The organism is Streptomyces sp. SDT5-1 (assembly GCF_052245995.1).
Classification (GTDB): domain Bacteria; phylum Actinomycetota; class Actinomycetes; order Streptomycetales; family Streptomycetaceae; genus Streptomyces.
Window position 1 is genome coordinate 3,124,958 of sequence record NZ_CM125963.1, and the last position, 22,372, is coordinate 3,147,329.

The 22,372-nt window shown below is 72.4% G+C and carries 22 protein-coding genes; 10 read left to right on the top strand and 12 right to left on the bottom strand.

The annotated features are described in order from the left end of the window. The first annotated feature begins 5 nt into the window (after nt 1–5). Entirely contained in the window at nt 6–890 is an 885-nt protein-coding gene (locus tag ACTWJ8_RS14615) for a metal ABC transporter permease (protein ID WP_356377181.1), read from the top strand. Nucleotides 891–953: 63 nt separating this feature from the next. Then, nucleotides 954–1,355: a Fur family transcriptional regulator gene (locus tag ACTWJ8_RS14620; RefSeq protein ID WP_356377178.1), complete on the top strand. Its 402-nt coding sequence runs from the start codon at nt 954–956 to the stop codon at nt 1,353–1,355. Between the two features lie 24 nt (nt 1,356–1,379). Here the strand turns inward: ACTWJ8_RS14620 and ACTWJ8_RS14625 are convergent, their stop codons facing one another. The 3 genes from ACTWJ8_RS14625 to ACTWJ8_RS14635 form a co-directional block, all read right to left on the bottom strand. Beyond that, entirely contained in the window at nt 1,380–2,210 is an 831-nt protein-coding gene (locus tag ACTWJ8_RS14625) for an isoprenyl transferase (protein WP_356377175.1), read from the bottom strand. Between the two features lie 35 nt (nt 2,211–2,245). Next, complete coding sequence (recO, locus tag ACTWJ8_RS14630) at nt 2,246–2,995, bottom strand: DNA repair protein RecO (RefSeq protein WP_356377172.1); 750 nt, start codon at nt 2,993–2,995, stop codon at nt 2,246–2,248. A gap of 83 nt (nt 2,996–3,078) precedes the next feature. After that, nucleotides 3,079–3,294: a hypothetical protein gene (locus ACTWJ8_RS14635; RefSeq protein WP_356377169.1), complete on the bottom strand. Its 216-nt coding sequence runs from the start codon at nt 3,292–3,294 to the stop codon at nt 3,079–3,081. 354 nt (nt 3,295–3,648) lie between these two features. Between ACTWJ8_RS14635 and ACTWJ8_RS14640 the strand changes: the two genes are divergently transcribed. Beyond that, complete coding sequence (locus tag ACTWJ8_RS14640) at nt 3,649–4,482, top strand: helix-turn-helix domain-containing protein (RefSeq protein ID WP_356377163.1); 834 nt, start codon at nt 3,649–3,651, stop codon at nt 4,480–4,482. After that, nucleotides 4,464–4,742, top strand: coding sequence for a DUF397 domain-containing protein (locus tag ACTWJ8_RS14645; RefSeq protein ID WP_356377160.1), 279 nt, complete (start codon nt 4,464–4,466; stop codon nt 4,740–4,742). The genes ACTWJ8_RS14640 and ACTWJ8_RS14645 overlap by 19 nt, the downstream gene beginning before the upstream one ends. 346 nt (nt 4,743–5,088) lie before the next feature. Here ACTWJ8_RS14645 and ACTWJ8_RS14650 read toward each other — a convergent pair whose 3' ends face one another. Next, a complete protein-coding gene (locus ACTWJ8_RS14650; RefSeq protein WP_443264049.1) occupies nt 5,089–6,252 on the bottom strand; it encodes an MFS transporter in 1,164 nt (387 codons plus the stop codon). 100 nt (nt 6,253–6,352) lie between these two features. Here ACTWJ8_RS14650 and ACTWJ8_RS14655 point away from each other — a divergent pair, with 100 nt between their 5' ends. Continuing rightward, entirely contained in the window at nt 6,353–7,288 is a 936-nt protein-coding gene (locus ACTWJ8_RS14655) for a LysR family transcriptional regulator (protein ID WP_356377154.1), read from the top strand. On the opposite strand, the gene ACTWJ8_RS14660 is transcribed toward ACTWJ8_RS14655, so the two are convergent. Beyond that, nucleotides 7,260–8,423, bottom strand: a complete 1,164-nt coding sequence (locus ACTWJ8_RS14660; protein WP_443264050.1) for a PP2C family protein-serine/threonine phosphatase — start codon at nt 8,421–8,423, stop codon at nt 7,260–7,262. The two genes, ACTWJ8_RS14655 and ACTWJ8_RS14660, sit on opposite strands and share 29 nt — an antisense overlap. A gap of 227 nt (nt 8,424–8,650) precedes the next feature. Here ACTWJ8_RS14660 and ACTWJ8_RS14665 point away from each other — a divergent pair, with 227 nt between their 5' ends. Beyond that, nucleotides 8,651–10,711, top strand: a complete 2,061-nt coding sequence (locus ACTWJ8_RS14665) for an ATP-binding protein (protein WP_443264051.1) — start codon at nt 8,651–8,653, stop codon at nt 10,709–10,711. Between the two features lie 28 nt (nt 10,712–10,739). Next, nucleotides 10,740–11,108, top strand: a complete 369-nt coding sequence (locus ACTWJ8_RS14670; protein ID WP_356377146.1) for a VOC family protein — start codon at nt 10,740–10,742, stop codon at nt 11,106–11,108. Here the strand turns inward: ACTWJ8_RS14670 and ACTWJ8_RS14675 are convergent. From ACTWJ8_RS14675 to leuA, 5 genes are all read right to left on the bottom strand, one after another. After that, nucleotides 11,014–11,736 (bottom strand): response regulator, encoded by a 723-nt coding sequence (locus ACTWJ8_RS14675; RefSeq protein ID WP_443264052.1) that lies wholly within the window; start codon nt 11,734–11,736, stop codon nt 11,014–11,016. The genes ACTWJ8_RS14670 and ACTWJ8_RS14675 overlap by 95 nt on opposite strands. After that, nucleotides 11,733–12,971 (bottom strand): sensor histidine kinase, encoded by a 1,239-nt coding sequence (locus ACTWJ8_RS14680; RefSeq protein ID WP_443264053.1) that lies wholly within the window; start codon nt 12,969–12,971, stop codon nt 11,733–11,735. The genes ACTWJ8_RS14675 and ACTWJ8_RS14680 overlap by 4 nt, the downstream gene beginning before the upstream one ends. Nucleotides 12,972–13,025: 54 nt before the next feature. Further along, the gene (locus ACTWJ8_RS14685; protein ID WP_443264054.1) at nt 13,026–15,095 is read right to left on the bottom strand and encodes an MMPL family transporter; all 2,070 of its coding nucleotides are present in this window, start codon (nt 15,093–15,095) and stop codon (nt 13,026–13,028) included. A gap of 160 nt (nt 15,096–15,255) precedes the next feature. Beyond that, entirely contained in the window at nt 15,256–15,951 is a 696-nt protein-coding gene (locus tag ACTWJ8_RS14690) for a TerB family tellurite resistance protein (RefSeq protein ID WP_443264055.1), read from the bottom strand. A 187-nt stretch (nt 15,952–16,138) separates the two neighbouring features. Next, a complete protein-coding gene (gene leuA / locus ACTWJ8_RS14695) occupies nt 16,139–17,860 on the bottom strand; it encodes a 2-isopropylmalate synthase (protein WP_443264056.1) in 1,722 nt (573 codons plus the stop codon). A 289-nt stretch (nt 17,861–18,149) separates the two neighbouring features. On the opposite strand from leuA, the gene ACTWJ8_RS14700 reads away from it, so the two are divergent. After that, nucleotides 18,150–19,235, top strand: a complete 1,086-nt coding sequence (locus tag ACTWJ8_RS14700; protein ID WP_443264057.1) for a M4 family metallopeptidase — start codon at nt 18,150–18,152, stop codon at nt 19,233–19,235. 26 nt (nt 19,236–19,261) lie between these two features. Next, entirely contained in the window at nt 19,262–19,528 is a 267-nt protein-coding gene (locus tag ACTWJ8_RS14705) for a protealysin inhibitor emfourin (protein ID WP_356377126.1), read from the top strand. Here the strand turns inward: ACTWJ8_RS14705 and ACTWJ8_RS14710 are convergent, their stop codons facing one another. Continuing rightward, nucleotides 19,529–20,380 carry an NAD-dependent epimerase/dehydratase family protein gene (locus ACTWJ8_RS14710; protein ID WP_443264058.1) on the bottom strand — a complete coding sequence of 284 codons (852 nt, stop codon included), beginning with the start codon at nt 20,378–20,380 and terminating at the stop codon, nt 19,529–19,531. A gap of 139 nt (nt 20,381–20,519) precedes the next feature. On the opposite strand from ACTWJ8_RS14710, the gene ACTWJ8_RS14715 reads away from it, so the two are divergent. Continuing rightward, complete coding sequence (locus ACTWJ8_RS14715; protein WP_356377120.1) at nt 20,520–21,353, top strand: helix-turn-helix transcriptional regulator; 834 nt, start codon at nt 20,520–20,522, stop codon at nt 21,351–21,353. A 4-nt stretch (nt 21,354–21,357) separates the two neighbouring features. On the opposite strand, the gene era is transcribed toward ACTWJ8_RS14715, so the two are convergent. Next, on the bottom strand, nt 21,358–22,308 hold the full coding sequence (era, locus tag ACTWJ8_RS14720; protein WP_356377117.1) for a GTPase Era: 951 nt from the start codon (nt 22,306–22,308) through the stop codon (nt 21,358–21,360). Nucleotides 22,309–22,372 lie beyond the last annotated feature (64 nt).

Consider the following 22,372-nt stretch of genomic DNA (forward strand, 5'->3'; position numbering starts at 1 on the left):
CTGACATGGAACTCCTCTCCTACGACTTCATGCAGCGGGCGCTGCTCGCCGCTGTCCTGGTCGGCATCACCGCCCCCGCCGTCGGCATCTACCTCGTGCAGCGCCGCCAGGCCCTGATGGGCGACGGCATCGGCCACGTGGCGATGACCGGTGTCGGCCTCGGCTTCCTGCTGTCGACGTCCCCGGTGTGGATGGCGACGCTCGTCTCGGTCCTCGGCGCCGTGATCATGGAGCTGATCCGCTGGTACGGGAAGACGCGCGGCGACATCGCGCTCGCGATGCTCTTCTACGGAGGCATGGCGGGCGGCGTCATGTTCATCAACCTGGCGCCCGGCGGTTCCAACGCCAACCTGAACTCGTACCTCTTCGGCTCGCTGTCGACGGTGTCGCAGGAGGACGTCGTCGCCATCTGTCTGCTCGCGGCGTTCGTGGTGCTGGTGACGGTCGGCCTGCGCAGGCAGCTCTTCGCGGTCAGCCAGGACGAGGAGTTCGCGCGGGTCACGGGCCTTCCGGTGCGCGCCCTGAACCTGCTGATCGCGGTGACGGCGGCGGTCACGGTGACCGTCGCGATGCGCGTGGTGGGCCTGCTGCTCGTATCGGCCCTGATGGTGGTTCCGGTGGCGGCGGCCCAGCAGCTGACCCGCAGCTTCAAGGCGACGTTCGTGATCGCGGTGGCGCTCGGTGTCGCGGTGACGCTCGGCGGCACCGTCACGTCGTACTACCAGGACGTGCCGCCGGGAGCGACGATCGTGCTCCTGACGATCGCGGCGTTCATCGTTCTCGCGCTGCTCGCCAAGCCGCTGGCCCGGCGCCGCGCGCGAGCCGTCCCGGCGCCCGCCGGGAATCCGGCCGAGTGCCCGCTCCCCGAGCAGGCCCCGGCCAAGGTCTGACCCGCGCACGCCGCCGCCTGGCACAATGGCGGCGGCACGTACGTGGATGTGGAGGAGGAACCCGTGGCAGCCCCGGTTCGAGGCAGGTCGACCCGCCAGCGCGCGGCCGTGGCGGCGGCGCTCGACGAGGTGGACGAGTTCCGCAGCGCCCAGGAGCTGCACGATGTCCTCAAGCACAAGGGCGACTCCGTCGGGCTGACCACGGTCTACCGCACCCTCCAGTCCCTCGCCGACGCCGGCGAGGTCGACGTGCTGCGCACCTCCGAGGGCGAGGCGGTCTACCGCCGCTGCTCCACGGGCGAGCACCACCACCATCTCGTGTGCCGCGTCTGCGGCAAGGCGGTCGAGGTCGAGGGCCCCGCGGTGGAGAAGTGGGCCGAGGCGATCGCCTCCGAGCACGGGTACGTCAACGTGGCGCACACCGTGGAGATCTTCGGCACGTGCGCGGAGTGTGCGGCGAACTAGTCGGTCCGCCGCACCGCGGCCTCGTTACTTGCCCGACTCCATCTGCAGCAGCACCTCGTTCGGGGTCGCGCCGCCGAAGCGGCGGTCACGGGACGCGTACTCGACGCACGCGCGCCACAGGTCGCGCCGGTCGAAGTCGGGCCACAGGACGTCCTGGAAGACCATCTCGGCGTAGGCGCTCTGCCACAGCAGGTAGTTGGACGTGCGCTGCTCGCCGCTGGGCCGCAGGAACAGGTCCACGTCCGGCATGTCCGCGTAGTACAGGTACTTCGCGAACGTCTTCTCGCTGACCTTCGACGGGTCGAGCCGCCCCGCCTTCACGTCCTCGGCGAGGGCCTGCGCCGCGTCGGCGATCTCGGCGCGCCCGCCGTAGTTCATGCAGAAGTACAGCGTCAGCTTGTCGTTGTCCTTGGTCTGCTCCTGGGAGATCTCCAGCTCCTTGGCGACCGACTTCCACAGCTTGGGCATCCGGCCGACCCACCGCACCCGCACGCCCAGCTCGTCGAGCTGGTCGCGGGTCTTGCGGATGAAGTCCCGGTTGAAGTTCATGAGGAAGCGCACCTCGTCGGGCGACCGCTTCCAGTTCTCGGTGGAGAAGGCGTACAGGGAGATGGCGCCGACACCCATCTCGATGGCGCCCTGCAGCACGTCGAGGACGCGCTCGGCGCCGACCTTGTGGCCCTCCGTCCGCGGCAGCCCGCGGTCCTTGGCCCAGCGGCCGTTGCCGTCCATCACGATGGCGACGTGCCCGGGGACCAGCTCGCCGGGAATCTTCGGCGGCCGCGCGCCCGACGGGTGCGGTTCGGGCGTCTTGTACTCACGGCGGTTCCGTCCGAGGATTCCGCGACGTGCCATTCCGGGCCTCTCCCCTAGCTCAGTTCTAGCTCTCGCTAGCTTTTCTCTACGTAACGCAGGGAGCGCAGTCCGCGCTCCAGGTGCCAGTGCAGATACGCCGACACCAGCCCACTGCCCTCCCGCACGAACCGTGGCTCGCACGCGTCCGCCGTCTCCCAGTCTCCGGTGAGCAGCGCTCCGAGCAGGACCAGGGCCTGCGGTGAGGGTACGACGCTGCCCGGTACCCGGCAGTCGACGCAAACCGAGCCGCCCGCGCCCACGGAGAAGAAACGGTTGGGACCGGGCATACCGCACTTCGCGCAGTCGCCGAAGCTGGGCGCGTAGCCGTTGACGGCGAGGGAGCGCAGCAGGAACGCGTCGAGCACGAGGCCGGCGGCGTGCTCGCCGCGGGCGAGGGTGCGCAGGCCGCCGACGAGCAGCAGGTACTGCTGCACCGCGGGCTCGCCCTCATGATCGGTGAACCGTTCCGCCGTCTCCAGCATCGCGGTCCCCGAGGTGTACCGGGCGTAGTCCGTGACGATGCCGCCGCCGTACGCGGCGATGGTCTCGCTCTGCGTGCACAGCGGAAGGCCGCGCCCGATCAGCTCGCTGCCACGCGCGAAGAACTGCACGTCGACGTGGGAGAACGGCTCGAGCCTCGCCCCGAACTTCGACTTCGTCCGCCGCACCCCCCGGGCGACGGCCCGCACGCGCCCGTGATTGCGCGTGAGAAACGTGATGATGCGGTCCGCCTCACCCAGCTTCTGGGTGCGCAGCACGATGCCGTCGTCGCGGAACAGACTCATGAGGCCCATTGTCCCTTACGCGAACGGGGGCGGGGGCGCGGTCACCCCCGCCGCCCATGACCTCCGCCACACCGGCGCCCGCCCTAGGGGACCTCGCCGCGGCTCCTGCGGTTCTCGTACGCCGTCGCGGCCCGCACCCGCTCCGTGGTCGTGGCCACACGCAGCACCTCCGGCGGACAGTCCCACTCGCGGCCGCCCCCGAAGGGCCGCAACTGTACGTACGGCCCCTCGTGCCCCATCACTCGTCCCACCTGACCCGTGCTCGTGTCGACCGCGTACGAACCGATCGGCGGTTTCATGGTGTAGCGCTCCTGTCGTCCGACCCTGCGAGGAGTACGGCGGCGAGCCGGGCCGCCGCGTCAACCGGACAACGCCCCAATTCCACCAAGGGACACGGGGCACTTCGTGCGATTGACCCCGGATCGAGGCCGAGCGAGGGCAGCACAATTCCCGCTCCGGCGAGCGCGGCCCGCAATGTCTCCACCATTTCCTCGGCTTCCTCCACGCACAGCGCGGCGTGCTTCGATTGTCCCGTCACCTGGTTCCCCTGCCTCATTGGATTTCACGCTTCGCGCCTCCACGGTGGCGGGCGGACCCTAGAGTGGGGAGAGGTCTGCGCACTACAACTGCGCGGCTTCACCAGGGGGTTGGCCATGGCCAAGGGTTCGCGGCAGGCGGCGTGGGAGTTCTTCGGAGTCGAGCTGAAGCGGCGCCGCGAGGACGCGGGTCTCACCCAAGTGGAGTTGGGGATACGCGTATTCGTTTCCGGCGGCTACATCGGCCAGTTCGAACAGGCAATTCGCAAGCCACAGTTGGACGTAGCCCAGAGGATTGACGAGACGCTACAAACCGACGGCATTTTCGAGCGGATGTGGCGGTCTCTCATCGACGACCACCGCTACGCGGGGTATTTCGCGGCGGCGGCCGAGCTGGAGTCGCTGGCGACTGAGATCAGCGAATTCGCGCCCGCGCTGGTACCGGGGCTGCTGCAGACACCCGCGTACGCACGGGCCGTCACCCTCGCCATGAACCCGTTCGCCTCGGACGAGTTCATCGAGGAGAAGGTGTCCGGCCGCGTGGATCGGGCCGCGATCCTCAAGGACGCCGCCCGGCCCGAGTACTGGGTGATCCTGCACGAGAACGTGCTGCGTATCCCGGTGGGCGGACAAGCGGTGATGGCCCAGCAGTTGGATCACGTCGCCGCGCTGGCCAGGCGCCGGACCGTGGTGGTGCAGGTGCTGCCGTATGCGGTCGGGGCCTACGCCGTCATGACGGGCGACCTTCGGTTGATGGAGTTCGAGGACGCCCCGCCAACGGCCTATACAGAAGCGGTGTATTCGGGGAATCTGCTGGACGATCCAGCCGTGGTGCGCCAAGCCCAGGCGGCATACGATCAGCTCAGGGCCGCCGCGCTGTCGCCGGAGGCGTCCCTGGCCCTGGTCGAATCGGCGGCGGAGGACCACAGACGATGCGCGAGTACGACCTGAGCACCGCACGCTGGCGCAAGAGCAGTTACAGCGACGGCAACGGCGGCAGCTGCGTCGAGGTCGCCTACGACTTCGCGGGAGCTGCCCGCTGGCGCAAGTCGACGTACAGCGACGGCAACGGCGGCAACTGCCTCGAGGTCGCCGACGGAGTCCCCGGTGTCGTGCCGGTCCGTGACTCCAAGGTCGCCGACGGGGACGTGATCGTCATCGGTGCGGAGGCGTGGACGACTTTCGTCAGGCAGGCCAAGCGGCACGGATGAGCCACGCCATTGGAGCCCCTGCGGCGATTGAGCAGCGGGGACCGGGGCAGAGCCCCGAGACGCAGGCACCCGCGCCGCGCAACCGGACATCGAGCCGGGCCGGGGGCCGAACCCCGTCGGACCGACGCCCCCGGAGGGGGCGGGTGGGTGGGAGAAGGGCGGCGGCACGGGGAAAAGGCCGGACGCGCCGGGCGGGGATCGGATTTTGGAGCCCCTGCGGCGATTGAGCAGCGGGGGCCGGGGCGGAGCCCCGAGGCGTAGGCAACGACGGCGCAACCAGACGACGCGCCGGGCCGGGGGCCGAACCCCGTCGGACCGACGACCCCGGAGGGGGCGGCGGAGTCGGTCAGTCGGGCTGCGCGGCGGGGGCCGGGGCGGGGCTCCGAGGCGTGGGGAGGGTCGTCGTGAGCAGGGCCGTCGCGGCGACCGCCAGGAGGATCACCGGGACCGAAACCCACCGTGACGTCAGCGACACCACGTACGGCATGAACATCCCCACGTACGCCGCCGTCCAGAACCTCGACGTCCACCCGGCCAACCGCTCCGGCGGAGCCAACCGGACCGTCCGCGTCAGCCCGTACGTGAGCAGCAGACCGTAACCCCCGCCCAGTACGGCCGCGGCCGGCAAGGCCACGAGCACGCTCCCCGTCCCCGCCGCCCCCGCGGCCAGCACCACCCCCACCGCCGCGGCGACCAGCCCCGGCCGCGCCGACCCGCACACCCGCCGCGCGGTGAGCAACCCGACCCCCGGCACCACGGCCGTCGCCACCCCCGTGAGGATCAGCCCCGCGTGCACGCTCCCGGGCAGCGTGACGAACCCGATCGTCGGCGCCGCGAACACCCACGGCGCCACGTACAGCACCTCCCGCCGAAACGCCCGCGAGGGATGCGCCGCTCCGGACGAAGTCGCACGCCGCCGCCCCCGGAACGTCTCCGGCTCCCGCACGGCCAGCGCTCCCGCCACCACACCGAGCACGACATGCGGCACGTACGCCGTGACCATCGGCCACGGCGCCCACTCGGCGATGAGCGCCGCCCCGAGCCCACCCGTGGCGAACCCCGCCGACACGAACAGTCCCGACGTGCGCGGCGAACCGGACAGCTCCTTGATCCACGCGCTGCCGGCGGCGAGCAGCGCCCCCGCGCTGATCCCGGTGAGGAACCGCCCCGGCAGCAGCAGCCACGGATTCCACGCCCCCGCCATCAGCAGCACCGTCGACAGCACGTTCAGCGCGAGCGCGGTGAGCGCCACGACGCGCCGCCCCCGCCGGTCCGCCATCGGTCCCGCCACGAGCAACGCGGGGATGAGCCCCACGACGTACACCGCGAAGAGCCCGGTGACGGTCGACTCGGTCAGCCCGAGGTGGTCGCGGTACGCGCCGAGCAGCGCCGAGAACTGGTTGGCGCTCCAGCCGGACGCCAGCATGATCCAGGCGGCCCTGCCCCCGCGCACGGGGTCCTGGGCGGCGGGGGCGGGCACGGTCGGCGGCGAGGTCACGGGTCGGGTCATGGCACCAGTCGTACGGGCCCCGCCGCCCCGCCCGCACCGCCCGTTCATGTTTCGTGAACGGCCCGCGCCGCCCGCCGCCCTCCCCGCCTACGCTGGACGTATGGCGCTTGACCTGCGGCTTCTGTCGTCGTTCCTGGCGGTCGTCGAAGAGGGGCACTTCGGCAGGGCCGCGGGCCGGCTGTTCCTGTCGCCGCCCGCCGTGACCCAGCACGTGCGCCGCCTGGAGACCCAGGTCGGCGCCCGCCTGCTCGACCGCACGTCGACCCCCGTCGTGCCGACGGCCGCGGGGCTGCGCCTCGCCGGGCACGCGCGGGCCCTGCTCGCCTCCGCGAACGCCGCGCTCGACGACGTCGCCGAGGTCACGGCCCAGGAGCCGGAGGACGGCCGGCCGCTGCGGGTGGGGATCATGGGGCACGGCTCGGCGGAGCTGACCCCCGCCGCCATCAACGCGTACCGGCGGGCCCGCCCCGACGTGCGGGTGGAGATCCGGCAGCTGGACTTCACCGAGCACGTGAGCGCGCTCGTCGAGGACCGCGTCGACGTCGCCTTCGTGCGGCCGGGTCCGGACGACGAGCGGGTCGTCGCCGACGTGCTCACCACGGAGCAGCGGATCGTCGTGGTGCCGGAGCGCTCGCCGCTCGCGGACGCCCGCGCGACCGGCGTGGGCGTCGCCGACATCGCCGACCTGCCGTTCTTCCGGGTGCCCCGACGCACCCCGCACCCGTTCGTCGACTATCTGTACTTCGACGACGCCGCGCGCCGCCGCAGCTCCGAGTGCGCGCTCACCCCGCAGGAGGTGCTGACGGGTGTGGTGACGGGCCGCGCCGCCGGTTCGGGCCTGCGGTCCTTCGCCCGGTACTACGCGTGGCCGGGCGCGGTGTTCGTGCCGGTGCTCGACGCCCCGTGGGAGAGCAGCTACCTCGCGGCGCGGGCCGGGGAGGACAATCCGGAGGTGCGGATCTTCCGCGCGCTCGCCACGGCCCTGGCGAAGGACCTGGGACCCGTCATCAACTCCCGCCCGCTGGACGGGAGTTGACGCGAGCGGGCGGCGCGGGATCCGTGCGCTCCGGAGTGGGCTCCGGCACCCCCGCTTCGCACAGGACGAGCGCCACGTCGTCGCGCAACGGGCCCCCGGTGTGCGCGGTCACCTCCGCGTACAGCCGGTCGAGCGCCTCCCACGGCAGCGTCCGGGACAGCGCCGTACGGGCGCGATCGAGGAGCGGGAACTCCCGGCCCCGCGCGTCCCGCGCCTCGTCGAGGCCGTCGGTGTAGAGCAGCAGCCGGTCCCCCGACTGGAGCCAGTACCGGGACCGGGTGGGCGCGCACCCGAGGCCGAGCGGCAGCGAACCGGCCACCGGGGTGAGGAACTTGGTGCGGCTGCCCACCCGGAGCGGCGGCGGATGACCGCAGTTGACGAGCCTGACCTCGCCGGGCGCGAACTCGGCGAACACGGCCGTGACGAAGTCCTCGGGGCCGAGCGCGGGCGCGATGCGGGCGTCGAGGCGTACGGCGAGCTCGGTGAGGTCCGCGGTGACGTAGGCGAGATCGCGGAAGCCGTCGGCGACCGCCGCGTTCACGCACACCGCGTCGAGCCCGTGCCCCCGTACGTCCCCGATGAACACCCGCAGCCCGTACGACGTGTTGGCCACGGCGTAGACGTCGCCGCCGACCGTGGCGGACTCGACCGCGCAGTGGTGCCGGGTGTGCACATGGATGTCGCCGAACCGCGCGTCGACGGGCCGCAGCAGCGCCGCCTGCGTGGCCTGCGCGACCTCGCCGAGCTGCCGCAGCCGCACCGAGCGGGCCGCGGTGGCGTGGGCGATGCGGACCGTGACGAGGCCGCCGACCAGCAGCACCGCGTACTCGATCGCGAGCCGCGGCCCCGCCTCGGCGTGCCGGACGACGTCGACCGTCACGGCGAGCAGCACCGCCCAGGCGGCCGTGGCGAGCGTGGCCCGCGCGCCGAGCCGGGCGCAGGCGAGGAGCGGTCCGATGAGCAGGACCGCGACCGCGGGGTGCCAGGCCTCGGCGCCGACCGCGAGCGCGGCGCACAGGCCGAGCAGGGCGCCGCACAGCGCGTGGTCCCGCCACCGGACGCGCGGCCGACCACTGCGCCACGTTCCGCTCCCTGGAGCCCACGGCCCCCTTCGAACCGCTTCCGGCGTGCCCATACGCAGGGGCCTCCCGTTCCTCACTGCCCCGCCCCGCCTGGGTGAACGGCCCACTATGGCCCACCGGTCCGACCGCCACCGCCCGATGACCCGCATCGGTTCGGAGCCGACCGGAACTGGTCACTCTCCGTCGCCTTCCGTCCGGTGTCCGGGGCGGGGTGTGCGGTTACCGGCCCGGCTCGGCGGAACGCGGGGAGCCGGGGCCCGGGACGGAGCAGACTGTGGCCGTGGAAACGCTGCCCGTCGAGGTCACCCGGTTCATCGGCCGCGAGGCCGAACTCGGCTATCTGGAACAGGAGCTGAGCGATCACCGGCTGCTCACCCTGACCGGCGTCGGCGGGGTCGGCAAGACCCGGCTCGCCGCCCGCCTCGCGCTGCGCGCGGGGCCGCGCGTCGCCGACTCCGTCTGCTTCGTGCCGCTGTCCCCGCTGCGCGACCCGACGCTGCTCGGCAACGTCCTGCTGGAGGAGCTGCGGCTCGCCGACAACTCCAACGAGGACGCCGTCGACGTCGTCGCCCAGTGGCTCGCCGACAAGCGGGTCCTGCTGGTCCTCGACACCTGCGAGCATCTGCTCGACGACTGCGCGGGGCTCGTCCGCAGGCTGCTCGACGGGGCGCCCGGACTGCGGGTCCTCGCGACGAGCAGGCAGCCGCTCGGCCTCGCCGACGAGCACCGGTTCGCGGTCGCGCCGCTGCCCGTGACCGCGGACGGCGACGAGGGGCGGCCCGGCGACGCGGTCGCGCTCTTCGCCGACCGGGCGGCGCTCGCCTCGCCCGGATTCCGGCTCGGTGCGGGTGAGCGGGCCGTCGTCGAGGCCGTCTGCCGGCACCTCGACGGCATCCCGCTCGCCATCGAGCTGGCCGCGGCCCGGCTCTCCGAACTGCCCCTGGAGCGGCTCGGATCGCTGCTCGGCGACCGCCTCGACGCGCTGACCGCCACCTCCGCGCACGCGGGGCCGCCGCGCCACCGCACGCTGCGCGCCACCATCGGCTGGAGCCACGAACTGTGCACTCCGCTCGAACGGCTGCTGTGGGCGCGGCTCTCCGTGTTCACCGGCGGCTTCGACCCGGCGGGCGCGCGGGCCGTGGGGCGCGGCGGGCCGCTCGACGCGGACGCGGTGGCCGGGGCGCTCTCCGGGCTCGTCGCGAAGTCGCTGGTGCGGCGGCGGCCCGGCGGTCGCCACGACATGCTCGACACGGTCCGCGAGTTCGGGGCGTCGTGGCTCGAACAGCTCGGCCCCGGCGAGGTGGCGGGGGCGCGGCGCAGGCACCGGGACTTCCACCTGGACCTCGCGCGGCGGGCCGACGCGGGCTGGATGGGGCGCGAGCAGGAGCGCTGGTACGAGCGGCTGATCACGGACCACGCCAACTTCCGCACGGCGCTCGACTTCTGCCTGGAGACCCGCGACGGACCGGCCGCCCAGCGGCTGTGCGGGCACCTGTGGATCCTCTGGTTCCCGTGCGGATTCGCCCGTGAGGGCCGCAGGTACGCGGAGGCCGCGCTCGCCCTGCCGGAGCGGCCGGGGCCCGAGTACGCGCTGGCCCTGTGGGCGCGGGCGACGGCGGCGCTCTCGCAGGGCGACACGGAGACGGGCCTGAAGGTGGCGGGCCTGTTCCGCGACCGCTCTCTGCCGACGCCGTCGCCGGAGCTGGTGATGGCCACCGCCTACCTGGAGAGCACCTCGCTGTGTCTGATGGGCCGGCTGCGGGAGGCGGCGGAGGTCATCGACGCCGCTCCGGACCTGCGCGGATACGTCGGTCCCTACGACTCGGCCTGGTGCCTGTCGACGGCCGGGCGGGCGCTCGTGCACGTCCTGTCGGGCGAGTTCGCGGAGGCATCCAGGGTGGCGCGCGCCCTCGAGGAGGAGTGCGGGCGTCGCGGCGAGCGCTGGTCGCACACCTGGGCCAGCTGGGCGGCGGCCCTCGCGGCGAACGGGCAGGGGCGCCCCGACGAGGCGGCGCGGCACGCCCTCGCCACCATCGCGGGCAAGTCCCGGTTCCGCGACCGTGTCGGGGTCGCGCTCGCGGTGGAGGCGCTCGCCTCCTCCCTGAGCGCGCTCGGCGAGTTCCGTCGCTCGGCACGGCTCCTCGGCATCGCCCAGCGGATGTGGCTCGGCCTGGGCCGCCCCCAGCTGGGCTCGCCCGAACTGGTGGCCACCCGGCGCCGCACTGAGCTGCGCATCAGGGAGGCCGTCGGCGACAGCACGTACGAGGCGCAGTACGCGGCGGGCCTGGAGATGGAGACGGCGGACGGCATCGCCTACAGCCTGGCCACGCCTTCCGGCTGACCGCGCCGCGCGCCGCTACGCTCCCCGCATGATCACAGGGGCGCACACCATCCTCTACTCCTCCGACGCGGACGCCGACCGGGCCTTCCTCCGCGACGTGCTCGGCTTCCCGCACGTGGACGCCGGAGGCGGCTGGCTGATCTTCGCGGCGCCGCCCTCCGAGCTGGCGGTGCATCCGACGGACGACGCACCCCGGCACGAGCTGATGCTGATGTGCGACGACGTGCACGCGACCGTCGCCGAACTGACCGCGAAGGGCGTCGAGTTCACGTCCGGCGTCCAGGAGCTGCGCTGGGGCCGCCTCACGTCGCTCCGGCTTCCGGGCGGCGGCGAGCTGGGCCTGTACGAGCCTCTGCACCCGACGGCGGCGTCACGAGCCCCGACTCGTACGCCGTGATCACCAGCTGCGCCCTGTCGCGTGCGGCCAGCTTGCCCATGATGCGGCTGACGTGGGTCTTCGCGGTGAGCGGGCTGAGCCCGAGGGCCTCGGCGATCTCCGCGTTGTTGAGCCCGCGCGCGACGAGCGTCAGCACCTGAAGCTCGCGCTCCGACAGCTGCCCCAGGGTCCCGCAGGCGGGCGCGGGCACGTCGGGCGCGCGCAGCACGCGGGCGATGAGCCGGGCGGTGGGTCCTGGCGACAGCAGCGACTCCCCCGCGGCCACCACCCGGATCGCGTCCAGGAGTTCGGCCGGCCTGGTGTCCTTGACCAGGAACCCGGACGCGCCGGCCCGCAGCGCCTCGACGACGTGCTCGTCGGTGTCGTACGTGGTGAGCACCAGCACCTTCACGCCCGACAGCTCCTCGTCCGCGGCGAGCAGCCGGGTGGCCTCGATGCCGTCGATGTCGGGCATCCGGATGTCCATGACGACGAGGTCGGCCCGCGTCTGCCGGGCGAGCGCCACGGCCTCGCGCCCGGTCCCGGCCTGCCCCACGACCTCCATGCCCGGGGCGGACTCCACGAGCATGGCGAAGGCGGCACGGACGAGCGTCTGGTCGTCGGCGAGCAGCACGCGGACACGGGTCACGCCTCGACCTCCCCGAGCCCGTGGGCGGCGGCGTACGGCAGCGCGGCCCGCACCTCGAAGCCGCCCTCCGCGCGCGGTCCCGCGTCCAGCGCCCCTCCGACGCTGCGCGCCCGCTCCCGCATGCCCACCAGGCCGAAGCCCGGCTCCGCCGTCGAGGGCCCCGCCCCCACCCCGTCGTCCACCACGGACACCTCCACCGCACCGGACGCCGCGCGCAGCGCGACGCTCACCGACAGACCCGCCCCACCGTGCCGTACCGCGTTCGTCAGCGCCTCCTGCACGATCCGGTACGCCGCCGCGCCCACCGCCGCGGGAACCTCCGGCACGTCGACGTCGCAGCGCACGGTGGCGCCCGCCGTGCGCGCCGCCTCCGCCAGCTCCGGTATCCCGTCCACGCCCGGCAGCGGGCCCCGCGCCTCGTCCGGCGACGAGCGCAGCACCTCAAGCGTGGCGCGGAGTTCGCCGCGCGCCGAGCGGCAGGTCTCCGCGATGTCGTCGAGCGCCTTGGCGACGGCGGCCCGGTCGAGCCGGTCCGGATCGGCGTTCAGGACGTGCGCCGCGACGGACGTCTGCACGCCGACGAGCGTGATGCTGTGCGCGAGCAGATCGTGCAGGTCGCGCGCCACCCGCAGCCGTTCCTCCGCGACCCGCCGCCGCGCCTCCTCCTCCCGCGTCCGCTCCGCCCGCTCGGCCCGCTCCACGACGGACGCCAGGTACTGCCGGTGCACCCGCACGTACACGCCCAGGAGCAGCACGACGACGATCCACCCGGAGACCCGCAGCGCCTGCGTGCCCTCGGCCATGCCGTGGCCGAACTTGACCGCGAGCATCAGGCCGACGACGCCGACGCCGATCAGCACCGTGCGTCGCGGCCGTCCCGTCATCGCGACGGTGAACAGCCCGCACAGCGAGCCGAGCAGCGGCGCCGTGTGGTGGAAGTCCAGCGCGTGGTACGGCAGGACCAGCGCGACGAGCGCGAGGAACGCGGCGAGCGGTGCCCGGCGCCGCCACACCAGCGGCACGTGCGCGCCGACGAGCAGCGCCCAGCCGACGGCCGTCGGCTGCCGTCCGTCGGCGGGCACGAACAGCGCCACGCACACGTCGGCGACCGCGAGCGCCGCGGCGAGCAGCGCGTCCGCGCGCCGTACGCGGCCGGGGTCCGGCGGGCCGGGGCGCCGTGCCGCGGCCCCGGGCAGGAGGAGACGTGTCACGTCCACCGCCCCATCTTCGGTCATGGGCGCGCCCCTCCGGCAGGGAGGGGCGCGCCACCACTTGCGTACGTCCCGGGTTCAGGGGGTCGGAGCGAGCTCCCGTTCCTGCGCGGGCGGCGGCGCGGCCTCGTCGCGCGCCCGGGACAGCGGCCCCGGCCACCACACCTTCCGCCCGAGGGCGTACGACGCCGACGTGACGAGGTACGTGCGGACGAGGAAGGTGTCGAGCAGCACCCCGACCGCGATCACGAAGCCCAGCTCGACGAGTTGGACCATCGGCATGCTGGTGAGCACGGAGAACGTGGCCGCGAGGACGAGGCCCGCCGACGCGATCACCGCCCCTGTCGTGCGCAGCGCGGTCAGCGCCGCCGCCCCGGTGGGCGCCCCGCCGAGCACCTCCTCGCGCATCCGGTGCATCAGGAAGATCCCGTAGTCGACGCCGAGGGCGACGAGGAACACGAAGGACAGCAGGCCGAGCCCCGGGTCGGTGCCGTCGAAACCGAACAGCGGCCCGAAGACGAGCCCGCCGATGCCGAGGGCCGCGCCCCACACCGCGACGACGGCGGTGAGCAGCAGCAGCGGCGCGACGAGGCTGCGCAGCAGCACGACGAGGATCAGCAGCACGGCGGCGAGCACGATGGGCACGACGACGAGCCGGTCGCGGGCGTTGGTGTCCTTCAGGTCGAGCTGTTCGGCGCTCGGCCCGCCGACGTAGGCGCCCTGCCCGTCGAGTCCTTCGCGCAGCGCCTCAAGGGTGGCGGTCTCGGCCGGGGTCTGCGGCGCGGCCTTCGCGACGACGTCGATCTCGGTCCAACCGCCGCCGCTGCGGCCGCTGTTCGCCCGGGACACGCCGTCGGTGGCGCGTGCCGTGGCGAGTGCTTCCCCCGCCTTTCCGGTCGGCGCGATGACGGTGATGGGCTGGCTGCTCGACTCCGGGTAGGCGTCGGCGAGAGTGCGCATCGCGACGACCGAGTCGGGCCTGTCGGTGAAGGAGTCCTCCTGCTCGAGGCTGCCGGGCAGCGCGAACGAGCCGAGCGCGAGCGCCCCGAGCAGCACGGCGCCGACCCCGAGGACGGCGCGCGGCCTGCGCCCCGCCGACGAGCCCATCGCCGTGAACAGCGACCTGCGCTCCTTGGGCCGCGAGCCGAACGCGGGCACCAGCGGCCAGAACACCCGCCGGCCGAGCAGCACGAGCACGGCGGGCAGCAGCGTCAGCATGGCGACGAGCGCGCACAGCACGCCGACGGCGCCCAACGGGCCCATGCCGCGGCTGGAGTTGAGGTCGGCCGCCAACAGGCACAGCAGCCCGGCGGCCACGGTCGCGGACGAGGCCAGCACGGCGGGCCCGCAGCCGCGCAGGGCCGCGCGCATCGCCTCGTACGGCCGCTCGAACCTCCTGAGTTCCTCCCGGTACCGCGACACGATCAGCAGCGCGTAGTCGGTCCCCGCGCCGAACACGAGAATCGTCATCACGCCCTGGCTCTGCCCGCTGATGGTCGTCCCGAAGGCCTGGTTGAGGCCGTACGCGACGCCCATCGACAGGAAGTCGGCGACGCCGGCCACGGCGAGCGGCACGAGCCACAGGAACGGGCTGCGGTAGATCAGGATCAGCAGCAGGGCGACGACGGCGACGGTGGTGTAGAGCAGCGGCCCGTCGAGCGACTGGTAGACCTCGGACGCGTCGGTGGCCAGCGCCCCTGGCCCGCCGACGTCGACGCCCATCCCCGCGGTGTCGTGCGCGACGTCCCGCACGTCGTTCACGAACGCGTCGCGCGCCTTCTCGTCCGTGCCGGGGCCGGTGCTCGCGACGGGGTACATCAGGGTGTCCCCGCTCTTCGACGGCACTCCCTCGGGCGCCTTCACGAGATCCAACTCGCGGTCGACCTCGGCGACTTGCCGCGCGGCGGTCTCCCGGTCGGCGGCGGTGAGGCCGCCGTCCCGGTGGTACACGAGCACCAGCTCGGTCGTCTCGCCGCCCGGCAGCCGCTCCTGGATCTTCGCGACCTGCGTCGAGTCCGCGCTCGCGGGCAGGTAGTCGACGGCCCGGTCGTGCTGTACGTCGCCGAGCTTCCCCGCGAAGGGCCCCGCGAGCGCGAGCACGGCGATCCACAGCGCGAGCACCCCCCAGGGAACCGCGATCCGCCTCATGGGTTGACCCCTCTCCGGTATCGAAATCCAGCACCACCAGATTCCGACCGAGAAGGCCCCACCACGTCGCCCGACGGGCCGACTTACCGGGTACTGCGCGGGGCGTCATGAGCGACCGCGTACTCCCCGGGGAGTAACGGCCCCGGGGTGCGAGCCCGGCTCAGCTGGGCGTTCGCGCGGCGGCCAGCAGCAGCTCGCCCACCTCATCCGTGCACAGCGTGAGCGCGGCGCCCACCGTGCCGAGCACATCCCGCTCCCCCGCCGAGTACACCCCGTCCGCCAGCGCGATCCTCGCCCCTTGCAGCAGGATCGACTCCCGCCCGGCCGGAGCGAGATGCTGGGCCAGCGGGTCGAGCGCCTCGTGCAGCTCTATGGCGAGCCCTGCCCCCGCCCCGCACTGCTCGGCGACCCGCCCCGCGTCGGTCATCAACGCGTCGACGAGCGCCGCGAGTTGTTCCTCGGAGGTGTCCTCGAAGCCGGCTTCCCGCAACGTACCGACCGCGCACTCGAGCGCGAGCGGAGACGTTCCGCCACCCGCGAGGACCGCGAGGACGACGGTGTGCACGGCGTCGCGCAGCATCGCGGAGAAGCGGTGCGTGGTGGGGTGGTCGAGGGCGTCCGTGCCGTACCGGCCCTGGCAGGCCGCGCATTCGACGACGGGCCCGGCCTGTCCGCGCGGCACGACGGGGACGCCGAGGAGGACCAAGCGGCGTTTGCCGGTTCGGCGTTGGTAGTTGCGATCGCCGCCGCAGCCGGGGCAGAAGAACTCACCGTCGCCCACGGTGGTCCATATGGTGTGCACACCGAACACCCGCGAGAGCCCGGTCAGTCCCATGCGTCCATGATTCGGCAGCACGTCGCACACCTCCCGTCGTGGCGCCGCATCATCGCGGCGTTGGCGTGATGTTAGCCACATTGTTGATGCGGCGTCAGTACCTTGGTCACGCCGAGGTCACGGAACCGCTCGTTCCTGGCCGGTACGCGACGCGGCCCCGGACACCCACAAAAGGTGCACGGGGCCGAGTCGTTCCAGCTCAGGACCGTCAGCGGGTCGCGCGGTTGACCGCGGAGACGACCGCCTTCAGCGAGGCACGTGTCGTGTTCGCATCGATGCCGATGCCCCACAGAACCTTGTCGCCGATGGCCACCTCGATGTACGAGGCGGCGACGGCGGAGGCGCCCTCGCTCATCGTGTGCTCCTGGTAGTCCAGCAGCCGCGCGTCGATGTCGATGCCCTGCAGGGCGTGGAAGAAGGCGGAGATCGGACCGTTGCCGGTGCCGACCAGGACCTGCTCCTCGCCGTCGACCTCGGCCTCGACGGTCAGGGTGTCGACGCCGTCCTTGTCGGTGGTCGTCTGCCCGTTCTTGACCTGGATGCGGCCCCATGGGTTGCCCGGGTTCGGCAGGTACTCGTCCTGGAAGACGCTCCAGATGTCCTTCGGCGTGACCTCGCCACCCTCGGCGTCCGTCTTCTGCTGGATGACCTTGGAGAACTCGACCTGCATACGGCGCGGCAGGTCCAGGCTGTGGTCGTTCTTCAGGACGTACGCGATGCCGCCCTTGCCGGACTGCGAGTTGACGCGGATGACGGCCTCGTAGGAGCGGCCGACGTCCTTCGGGTCGATCGGCAGGTACGGGACGGCCCACTCGATGTCGTCGACGGTCTTGCCGGCCTTCTGGGCGCGGACCTCCATCGCCTCGAAGCCCTTCTTGATGGCGTCCTGGTGGGAGCCGGAGAAGGCGGTGTAGACGAGGTCGCCCGCGTAGGGGTGGCGCGGGTGGATCTCCATCTGGTTGCAGTACTCGGCCGTGCGACGGATCTCGTCGATGTCCGAGAAGTCGATCTGCGGGTCGACGCCCTGCGAGAACAGGTTCATGCCCAGGGTGACCAGGTCGACGTTGCCGGTGCGCTCGCCCTGGCCGAACAGGCAGCCCTCGACGCGGTCGGCGCCCGCCATGACGGCCAGCTCGGCGGCGGCGACGGCGGTGCCCCGGTCGTTGTGCGGGTGCACCGACAGGCAGACGAACTCGCGGCGGGTCAGGTGGCGGCCCATCCACTCGAAGCGGTCGGCGTGCGTGGACGGCGTCGAACGCTCCACGGTGGCGGGCAGGTTCAGGATGATCTCGCGGTCCGGGCCGGGCTGCCACACGTCGCAGACGGCCTCGCAGACCTCCAGGGCGAAGTCCAGCTCGGTGTCCGTGAAGATCTCCGGCGAGTACTGGTAGCCGAAGGTGGTCTCCGGGCCCAGCAGCTTCTCCGCGTACTCCATGACCAGGCGGGTGCCGTCGACGGCGATCTTCTTGATGTCGTCGCGGGAGCCGCGGAAGACGACCTCGCGGAAGACCGGCGCCGTCGCGTTGTACAGGTGCACGGTGGCGCGCTTGGCGCCGACGATGGACTCCACGGTCCGGGCGATCAGGTCCTCGCGGGCCTGGGTCAGCACGGAGATCGTGACGTCGTCGGGGATGGCCCCCGGCTCCTCGATGATCGAGCGTACGAAGTCGAAGTCGGTCTGCCCGGAGCTGGGGAAGCCGACCTCGATCTCCTTGTAGCCCATCTTCACCAGCAGGTCGAACATCTCGCGCTTGCGGGCGGGCGACATCGGGTCGATCAGGGCCTGGTTGCCGTCGCGCAGGTCCGTGGAGAGCCAGCGGGGCGCCTTGGTGATCCGGTTGTCGGGCCAGGTGCGGTCCGGGATGTCGACCTGCTCGTACTGGCCGTACTTGTGGATCGGCAGGGCGGAGGGGCGCTGGAAGTTCGGCATGATGCGTGGGCTCCTAGAAAGGTGGCCGGTCAGTCGGCCGACGGCGCAACGCCAAACTCCGCGGGGAGGGGGTCGGCCTCGACTACAGGCCCTCGCCGCGGCAGCTAAGGAGAAGCAGCCCGTAACGCATGATGCACAGCAGCTTAGCCGACTCCCGCTGATCGCAAAGGGCCGTATCAGTATGCGGGACCGGGAGCAGGTAACGGGTAAGAGGTGATCAATACCTCTATTTCGCTAATCATGGTGGCAGGTAGTGACAGCGGCATGACCCAGTGCCACATTGCCTCGCATGACCGCGAAATCCACGGGGAACCCAGCGGGGTTCGAGCCCGTTTTCTGCACCATCGTGCCGCCCCACGTCCTCGACAAGGCAGCTCAGAGCGAGGACTCCGCGATCGCCGCCCGCGCCCGCCGCTCCCTGGAGCGCGACGCCTTCGAGCGCACGCACCGCCGGATGACGACCGTCATCGGCGCGCCCTCCGTCGCCCCGCCGGCCGGCGTGTCGGGCCAGAAGCCGCACCGCACCATCTACGACGCCAGGCACCGCACGGAGCTGCCGGGGCGGAAGGTGCGCGGCGAGGGGGACAAGCCCGGCAAGGACGCCACCGTCAACCGCGCGTACGCGGGGCTCGGCGCGACGTTCGAGCTGTACCTGGAGAAGTTCTCCCGCCACTCGATCGACGGCAACGGACTGCCGCTGAACGCGACGGTGCACTACTCCGAGGACTACAACAACGCGTTCTGGAACGGCGAGCAGATGGTGTTCGGCGACGGTGACGGGGAGATCTTCCTCGACTTCACCATCCCCGTCGACGTCATCGGCCACGAGCTGACCCACGGCGTCACGCAGTACACGGCGAACCTGACGTACTTCGGCCAGCCGGGCGCGCTGAACGAGTCGATGTCGGACGTCTTCGGCTCCCTCATCAAGCAGTACACGCTGGGCCAGACCGCCGCCGAGGCCGACTGGCTGATCGGCGCGGGGCTGCTCGCGCCGCGCGTCACCGGGGTCGCCCTGCGCTCCATGAAGGCGCCCGGCACGGCGTACGACGACGACGTCCTCGGCAAGGACCCGCAGCCCGCCGACATGGACCACTTCGTGAAGACGGGCCGGGACAACGGCGGGGTGCACATCAACTCCGGCATCCCCAACCACGCGTTCTACATCCTGGCCGACTCGCTCGGCGGGCACGCGTGGGAGCGGGCGGGCCAGATCTGGTTCGACACGCTGACCGGCGGCGAGCTGAAGCAGGACTGCCTGTTCGCCGACTTCGCCAAGGCGACCGTGAAGGCCGCGCAGGCCCGCTACGGCGGCGGCGAAGAGTACCAGTCGGTCCTCAAGGCCTGGGAACAGGTCGGCGTTCCTACCCAGTAGGCGCCGCTTGGAGTAGACAGGGACCCATGCGTATTCACGTATCGCGCACGGGCGGATTCGCCGGCATCGACCGGCACGCCGAGGTGGACACGGCGGGCCGGTCCGATGCCCACGAGTGGCAGGCCCTGGCCGAGAAGGCCGTGGCCGCCGGCCGGGACACCCCGCCGATAGGGGTCCCGGACGGCTTCAGCTACACGATCACCGTGGACGGAAGGACCGTCTACTGCGCGGACCCCCGCCTCACGGAGGAACAGCGCAAACTGATCTCCCGCGTCCTCAAGGAAGGCGCCTAGCTAGAGCACCCCGGCGTCCCGCGCCGTCCACACCGAGGGGAACACGGGCCGGTAGCCAAGCTCGTGCCGGATACGGTCCGTGGACATCACCGAATGCCACGGGTCCGCCGCCTTCTCGTACGCCTCGGGCGGCACCGGGACGCCGCCGAGGCCGAGGATGTCGACCGTGGTCACCGGCGCGTCGTCCGCGATGTTGTACACGCCGGCGGCGCCGGACGCGTACAAGAGCCTGCGCAGTCCTTGCGCCACATCCACGTGGTGCCCCATGTGCAGCCGCTGCATCGCGGGCCACGCGACAGCCCACTCCAGCACGGCGTCCAGGTGCGGGTCCCCGTCGCCGTACACGAAGGGCAGCCGCCCGATCCGCAGGTCGTCGAGGCCTTCCATGGCGCCGAGGGCCCGCTCGGCCTCCCACTTGGACTGCGGGTAGGCGCCCCACAGCTGTCCGCCCGGCCGGGTCTCGTCGCCCTCGACCAGCGGCCTGCCGCGCCCCTCGCCGTATACGAGGCCCGTGCTGACCTGCACGAACCGGTGCACGCCCGAGGCCACCGCGGCCCTGCCCAGCTCGATCGCCGCGTCCCGGTTGACCGCCCGCGCCTCCTCGTCGGGCACCCCGCGGAAGGCCGCGGCGACGTTCACCACGCGGTCCGCGCCCGCCGTCGCCTTGCCCAGCACCTCCACGTCCCTCAGATCGCCGACGACGACGTCGGCGCCGAGCTCCGCGAAGCGCTCGCCGCGCGCCGCGTCCCGTACGAGCACCCGCACCCGGTCGCCCTGCGGCGCCGCCTTCAGAAGGCGCGGCACGAACCGCCGCCCGACCTGCCCCGTCGCGCCCGTCACCAGTGTCAGCATGGCCGCCTCCTCGTTGTCGTAGCCATGCTCCGAAGCCTGTGGCAGCGGCCGCCGGGGCGGGAGAGACGCGCTTGTCCAGGGAGCGGCACTCCCTGGCTGAGCACTGGATACGGGACGGGCCCCGCGCGATCCTGAAGGGGTGAACCGAGCCGAACTCGCCGACTTCCTGCGCCGCTGCCGCGGCCGCCTCAGCCCGTCCGACGTGGGCATGACCGCGGGCCCGCGGCGCCGCACCCCCGGTCTGCGCCGCGAGGAGGTGGCGCAGCTCGCCGGGATGTCCACGGACTACTACACGCGCCTGGAGCAGCGGCGCGGCTCGCACCCCTCGCGGCAGATGCTGACCGCGCTGGCCCGGGCGCTGCGCCTGACCGACGCCGAGCGCGACCATCTGTTCCATCTGGCGGGCGACGAGCCGCCCCGGCCCGGCGGCTCGTCCGCGCATGTGCGGCCGGGGCTGCTGCTGATCCTGGACCGGCTGCACGATCTGCCGGCGAGCGTGATGAGCGACTGGGGCGAGATGCTGGCGCAGAACGCGATGTCGGTGGCGCTGACCGGCGACCACACGGGCACCAACCTGATCCGTCGCTGGTTCACCGACCCGCAGGGTCGCACGCTGGCCCCGCCCGAGCGGCACGAGGAGCACAGCCGCGCCCATGTGGCGAGCCTGCGCGCGGTCAGCGCGGCCCGCCCGGACGATCCGGGGCCCGCCGCCCTCGTGGCCGAGCTCCGGGCCGCGTCACGGGAGTTCGAGGAGCTGTGGGCCTCGCACGAGGTGGTGGTGCGCCGCCCTTCGCCGAAGCGTTTCCTGCATCCCGTGGTCGGCGCCCTCGACCTGGACTGCGAGGTGCTGGTCGGCGACGGGCACAGCCAGCAGCTCGTCGTGCACTCGGCGCGGCCGGGCACGGAGACGTACGAGCGCCTGGAGCTGCTGCGGGTGGTCGGGCTTCAGGACCTGCAGCCGAGCAGCCCGTGACGGGTCAGAAGCCGAGCTTGCGGAGCTGGCGGGGGTCGCGCTGCCAGTCCTTGGCGACCTTGACGTGCAGGTCGAGGTAGACGGGCGTGCCGAGCAGGGCCTCGATCTGCTTGCGGGACTTGATGCCGACGTCCTTCAGGCGCTTGCCCTTGGGGCCGATGATGATGCCCTTCTGGCTGGGCCGCTCGATGTAGACGAAGGCGTGGATGTCGAGGAGCGGCTTGTCGGCGGGGCGGTCCTCGCGCGGCAGCATCTCCTCCACCACGACGGCGATGGAGTGCGGCAGCTCGTCGCGGACGCCTTCGAGGGCGGCCTCGCGGATCAGCTCGGCCACCATGACCTGCTCGGGCTCGTCGGTGAGGTCGCCCTCCGGGTAGAGCGTCGGCCCCTCCGGCAGCATCGGGATCAGCAGATCGGCCAGCAGGTCCACCTGCTTCTCGCCGACCGCCGACACCGGGACGATCTCCGCCCACTCGATGCCCAGCTCCTTGCCGAGCTGGTCGATGGCGATGAGCTGCTCGGCGAGCGTCTTGCTGTCGACGAGGTCCGTCTTGGTGACGATGGCGACCTTCGGCGTCTTCTTGATCGACGCGAGTTCCTTCGCGATGAACTTGTCGCCGGGGCCGAGCTTCTGGTCCGCGGGCAGGCAGAAGCCGATCACGTCGACCTCGGCCCACGTGGTGCGCACCACGTCGTTGAGCCGCTCGCCGAGCAGCGTGCGCGGCTTGTGCAGGCCCGGGGTGTCCACCAGGATCAGCTGGGCGTCGGGGCGGTGCACGATGCCGCGGACGGTGTGCCGGGTGGTCTGCGGCCGGTTCGAGGTGATGGCCACCTTCTTGCCGACCAGAGCGTTCGTGAGGGTGGACTTGCCCGCGTTGGGGCGGCCGACGAAGCAGGCGAAACCGGCGCGGTGGGCGGGTTCGGCAGCGGGGGTGTGAACGCTCATGGCGCCCATTGTCCCCGATGACGGAGGTGCCGCAGCACAGTGAGGTGCCGGTAACCACGCGGCAACAAGAAAC

Bases quoted from the DNA above. Each gene is read 5' to 3' on its own strand.
- ACTWJ8_RS14615 (WP_356377181.1), top strand. From the start codon at position 6: ATGGAACTCCTCTCCTACGACTTCATGCAGCGGGCGCTGCTCGCCGCT.
- ACTWJ8_RS14625 (WP_356377175.1), bottom strand. From the start codon at position 2,210: ATGGCACGTCGCGGAATCCTCGGACGGAACCGCCGTGAGTACAAGACG.
- recO (WP_356377172.1), bottom strand. From the start codon at position 2,995: ATGAGTCTGTTCCGCGACGACGGCATCGTGCTGCGCACCCAGAAGCTG.
- ACTWJ8_RS14635 (WP_356377169.1), bottom strand. From the start codon at position 3,294: ATGAAACCGCCGATCGGTTCGTACGCGGTCGACACGAGCACGGGTCAG.
- ACTWJ8_RS14640 (WP_356377163.1), top strand. From the start codon at position 3,649: ATGGCCAAGGGTTCGCGGCAGGCGGCGTGGGAGTTCTTCGGAGTCGAG.
- ACTWJ8_RS14645 (WP_356377160.1), top strand. From the start codon at position 4,464: ATGCGCGAGTACGACCTGAGCACCGCACGCTGGCGCAAGAGCAGTTAC.
- ACTWJ8_RS14650 (WP_443264049.1), bottom strand. From the start codon at position 6,252: ATGACCCGACCCGTGACCTCGCCGCCGACCGTGCCCGCCCCCGCCGCC.
- ACTWJ8_RS14655 (WP_356377154.1), top strand. From the start codon at position 6,353: ATGGCGCTTGACCTGCGGCTTCTGTCGTCGTTCCTGGCGGTCGTCGAA.
- ACTWJ8_RS14660 (WP_443264050.1), bottom strand. From the start codon at position 8,423: ATGGGCACGCCGGAAGCGGTTCGAAGGGGGCCGTGGGCTCCAGGGAGC.
- ACTWJ8_RS14670 (WP_356377146.1), top strand. From the start codon at position 10,740: ATGATCACAGGGGCGCACACCATCCTCTACTCCTCCGACGCGGACGCC.
- ACTWJ8_RS14680 (WP_443264053.1), bottom strand. From the start codon at position 12,971: ATGACCGAAGATGGGGCGGTGGACGTGACACGTCTCCTCCTGCCCGGG.
- ACTWJ8_RS14685 (WP_443264054.1), bottom strand. From the start codon at position 15,095: ATGAGGCGGATCGCGGTTCCCTGGGGGGTGCTCGCGCTGTGGATCGCC.
- leuA (WP_443264056.1), bottom strand. From the start codon at position 17,860: ATGCCGAACTTCCAGCGCCCCTCCGCCCTGCCGATCCACAAGTACGGC.
- ACTWJ8_RS14700 (WP_443264057.1), top strand. From the start codon at position 18,150: ATGACCGCGAAATCCACGGGGAACCCAGCGGGGTTCGAGCCCGTTTTC.
- ACTWJ8_RS14705 (WP_356377126.1), top strand. From the start codon at position 19,262: ATGCGTATTCACGTATCGCGCACGGGCGGATTCGCCGGCATCGACCGG.
- ACTWJ8_RS14710 (WP_443264058.1), bottom strand. From the start codon at position 20,380: ATGCTGACACTGGTGACGGGCGCGACGGGGCAGGTCGGGCGGCGGTTC.
- era (WP_356377117.1), bottom strand. From the start codon at position 22,308: ATGGGCGCCATGAGCGTTCACACCCCCGCTGCCGAACCCGCCCACCGC.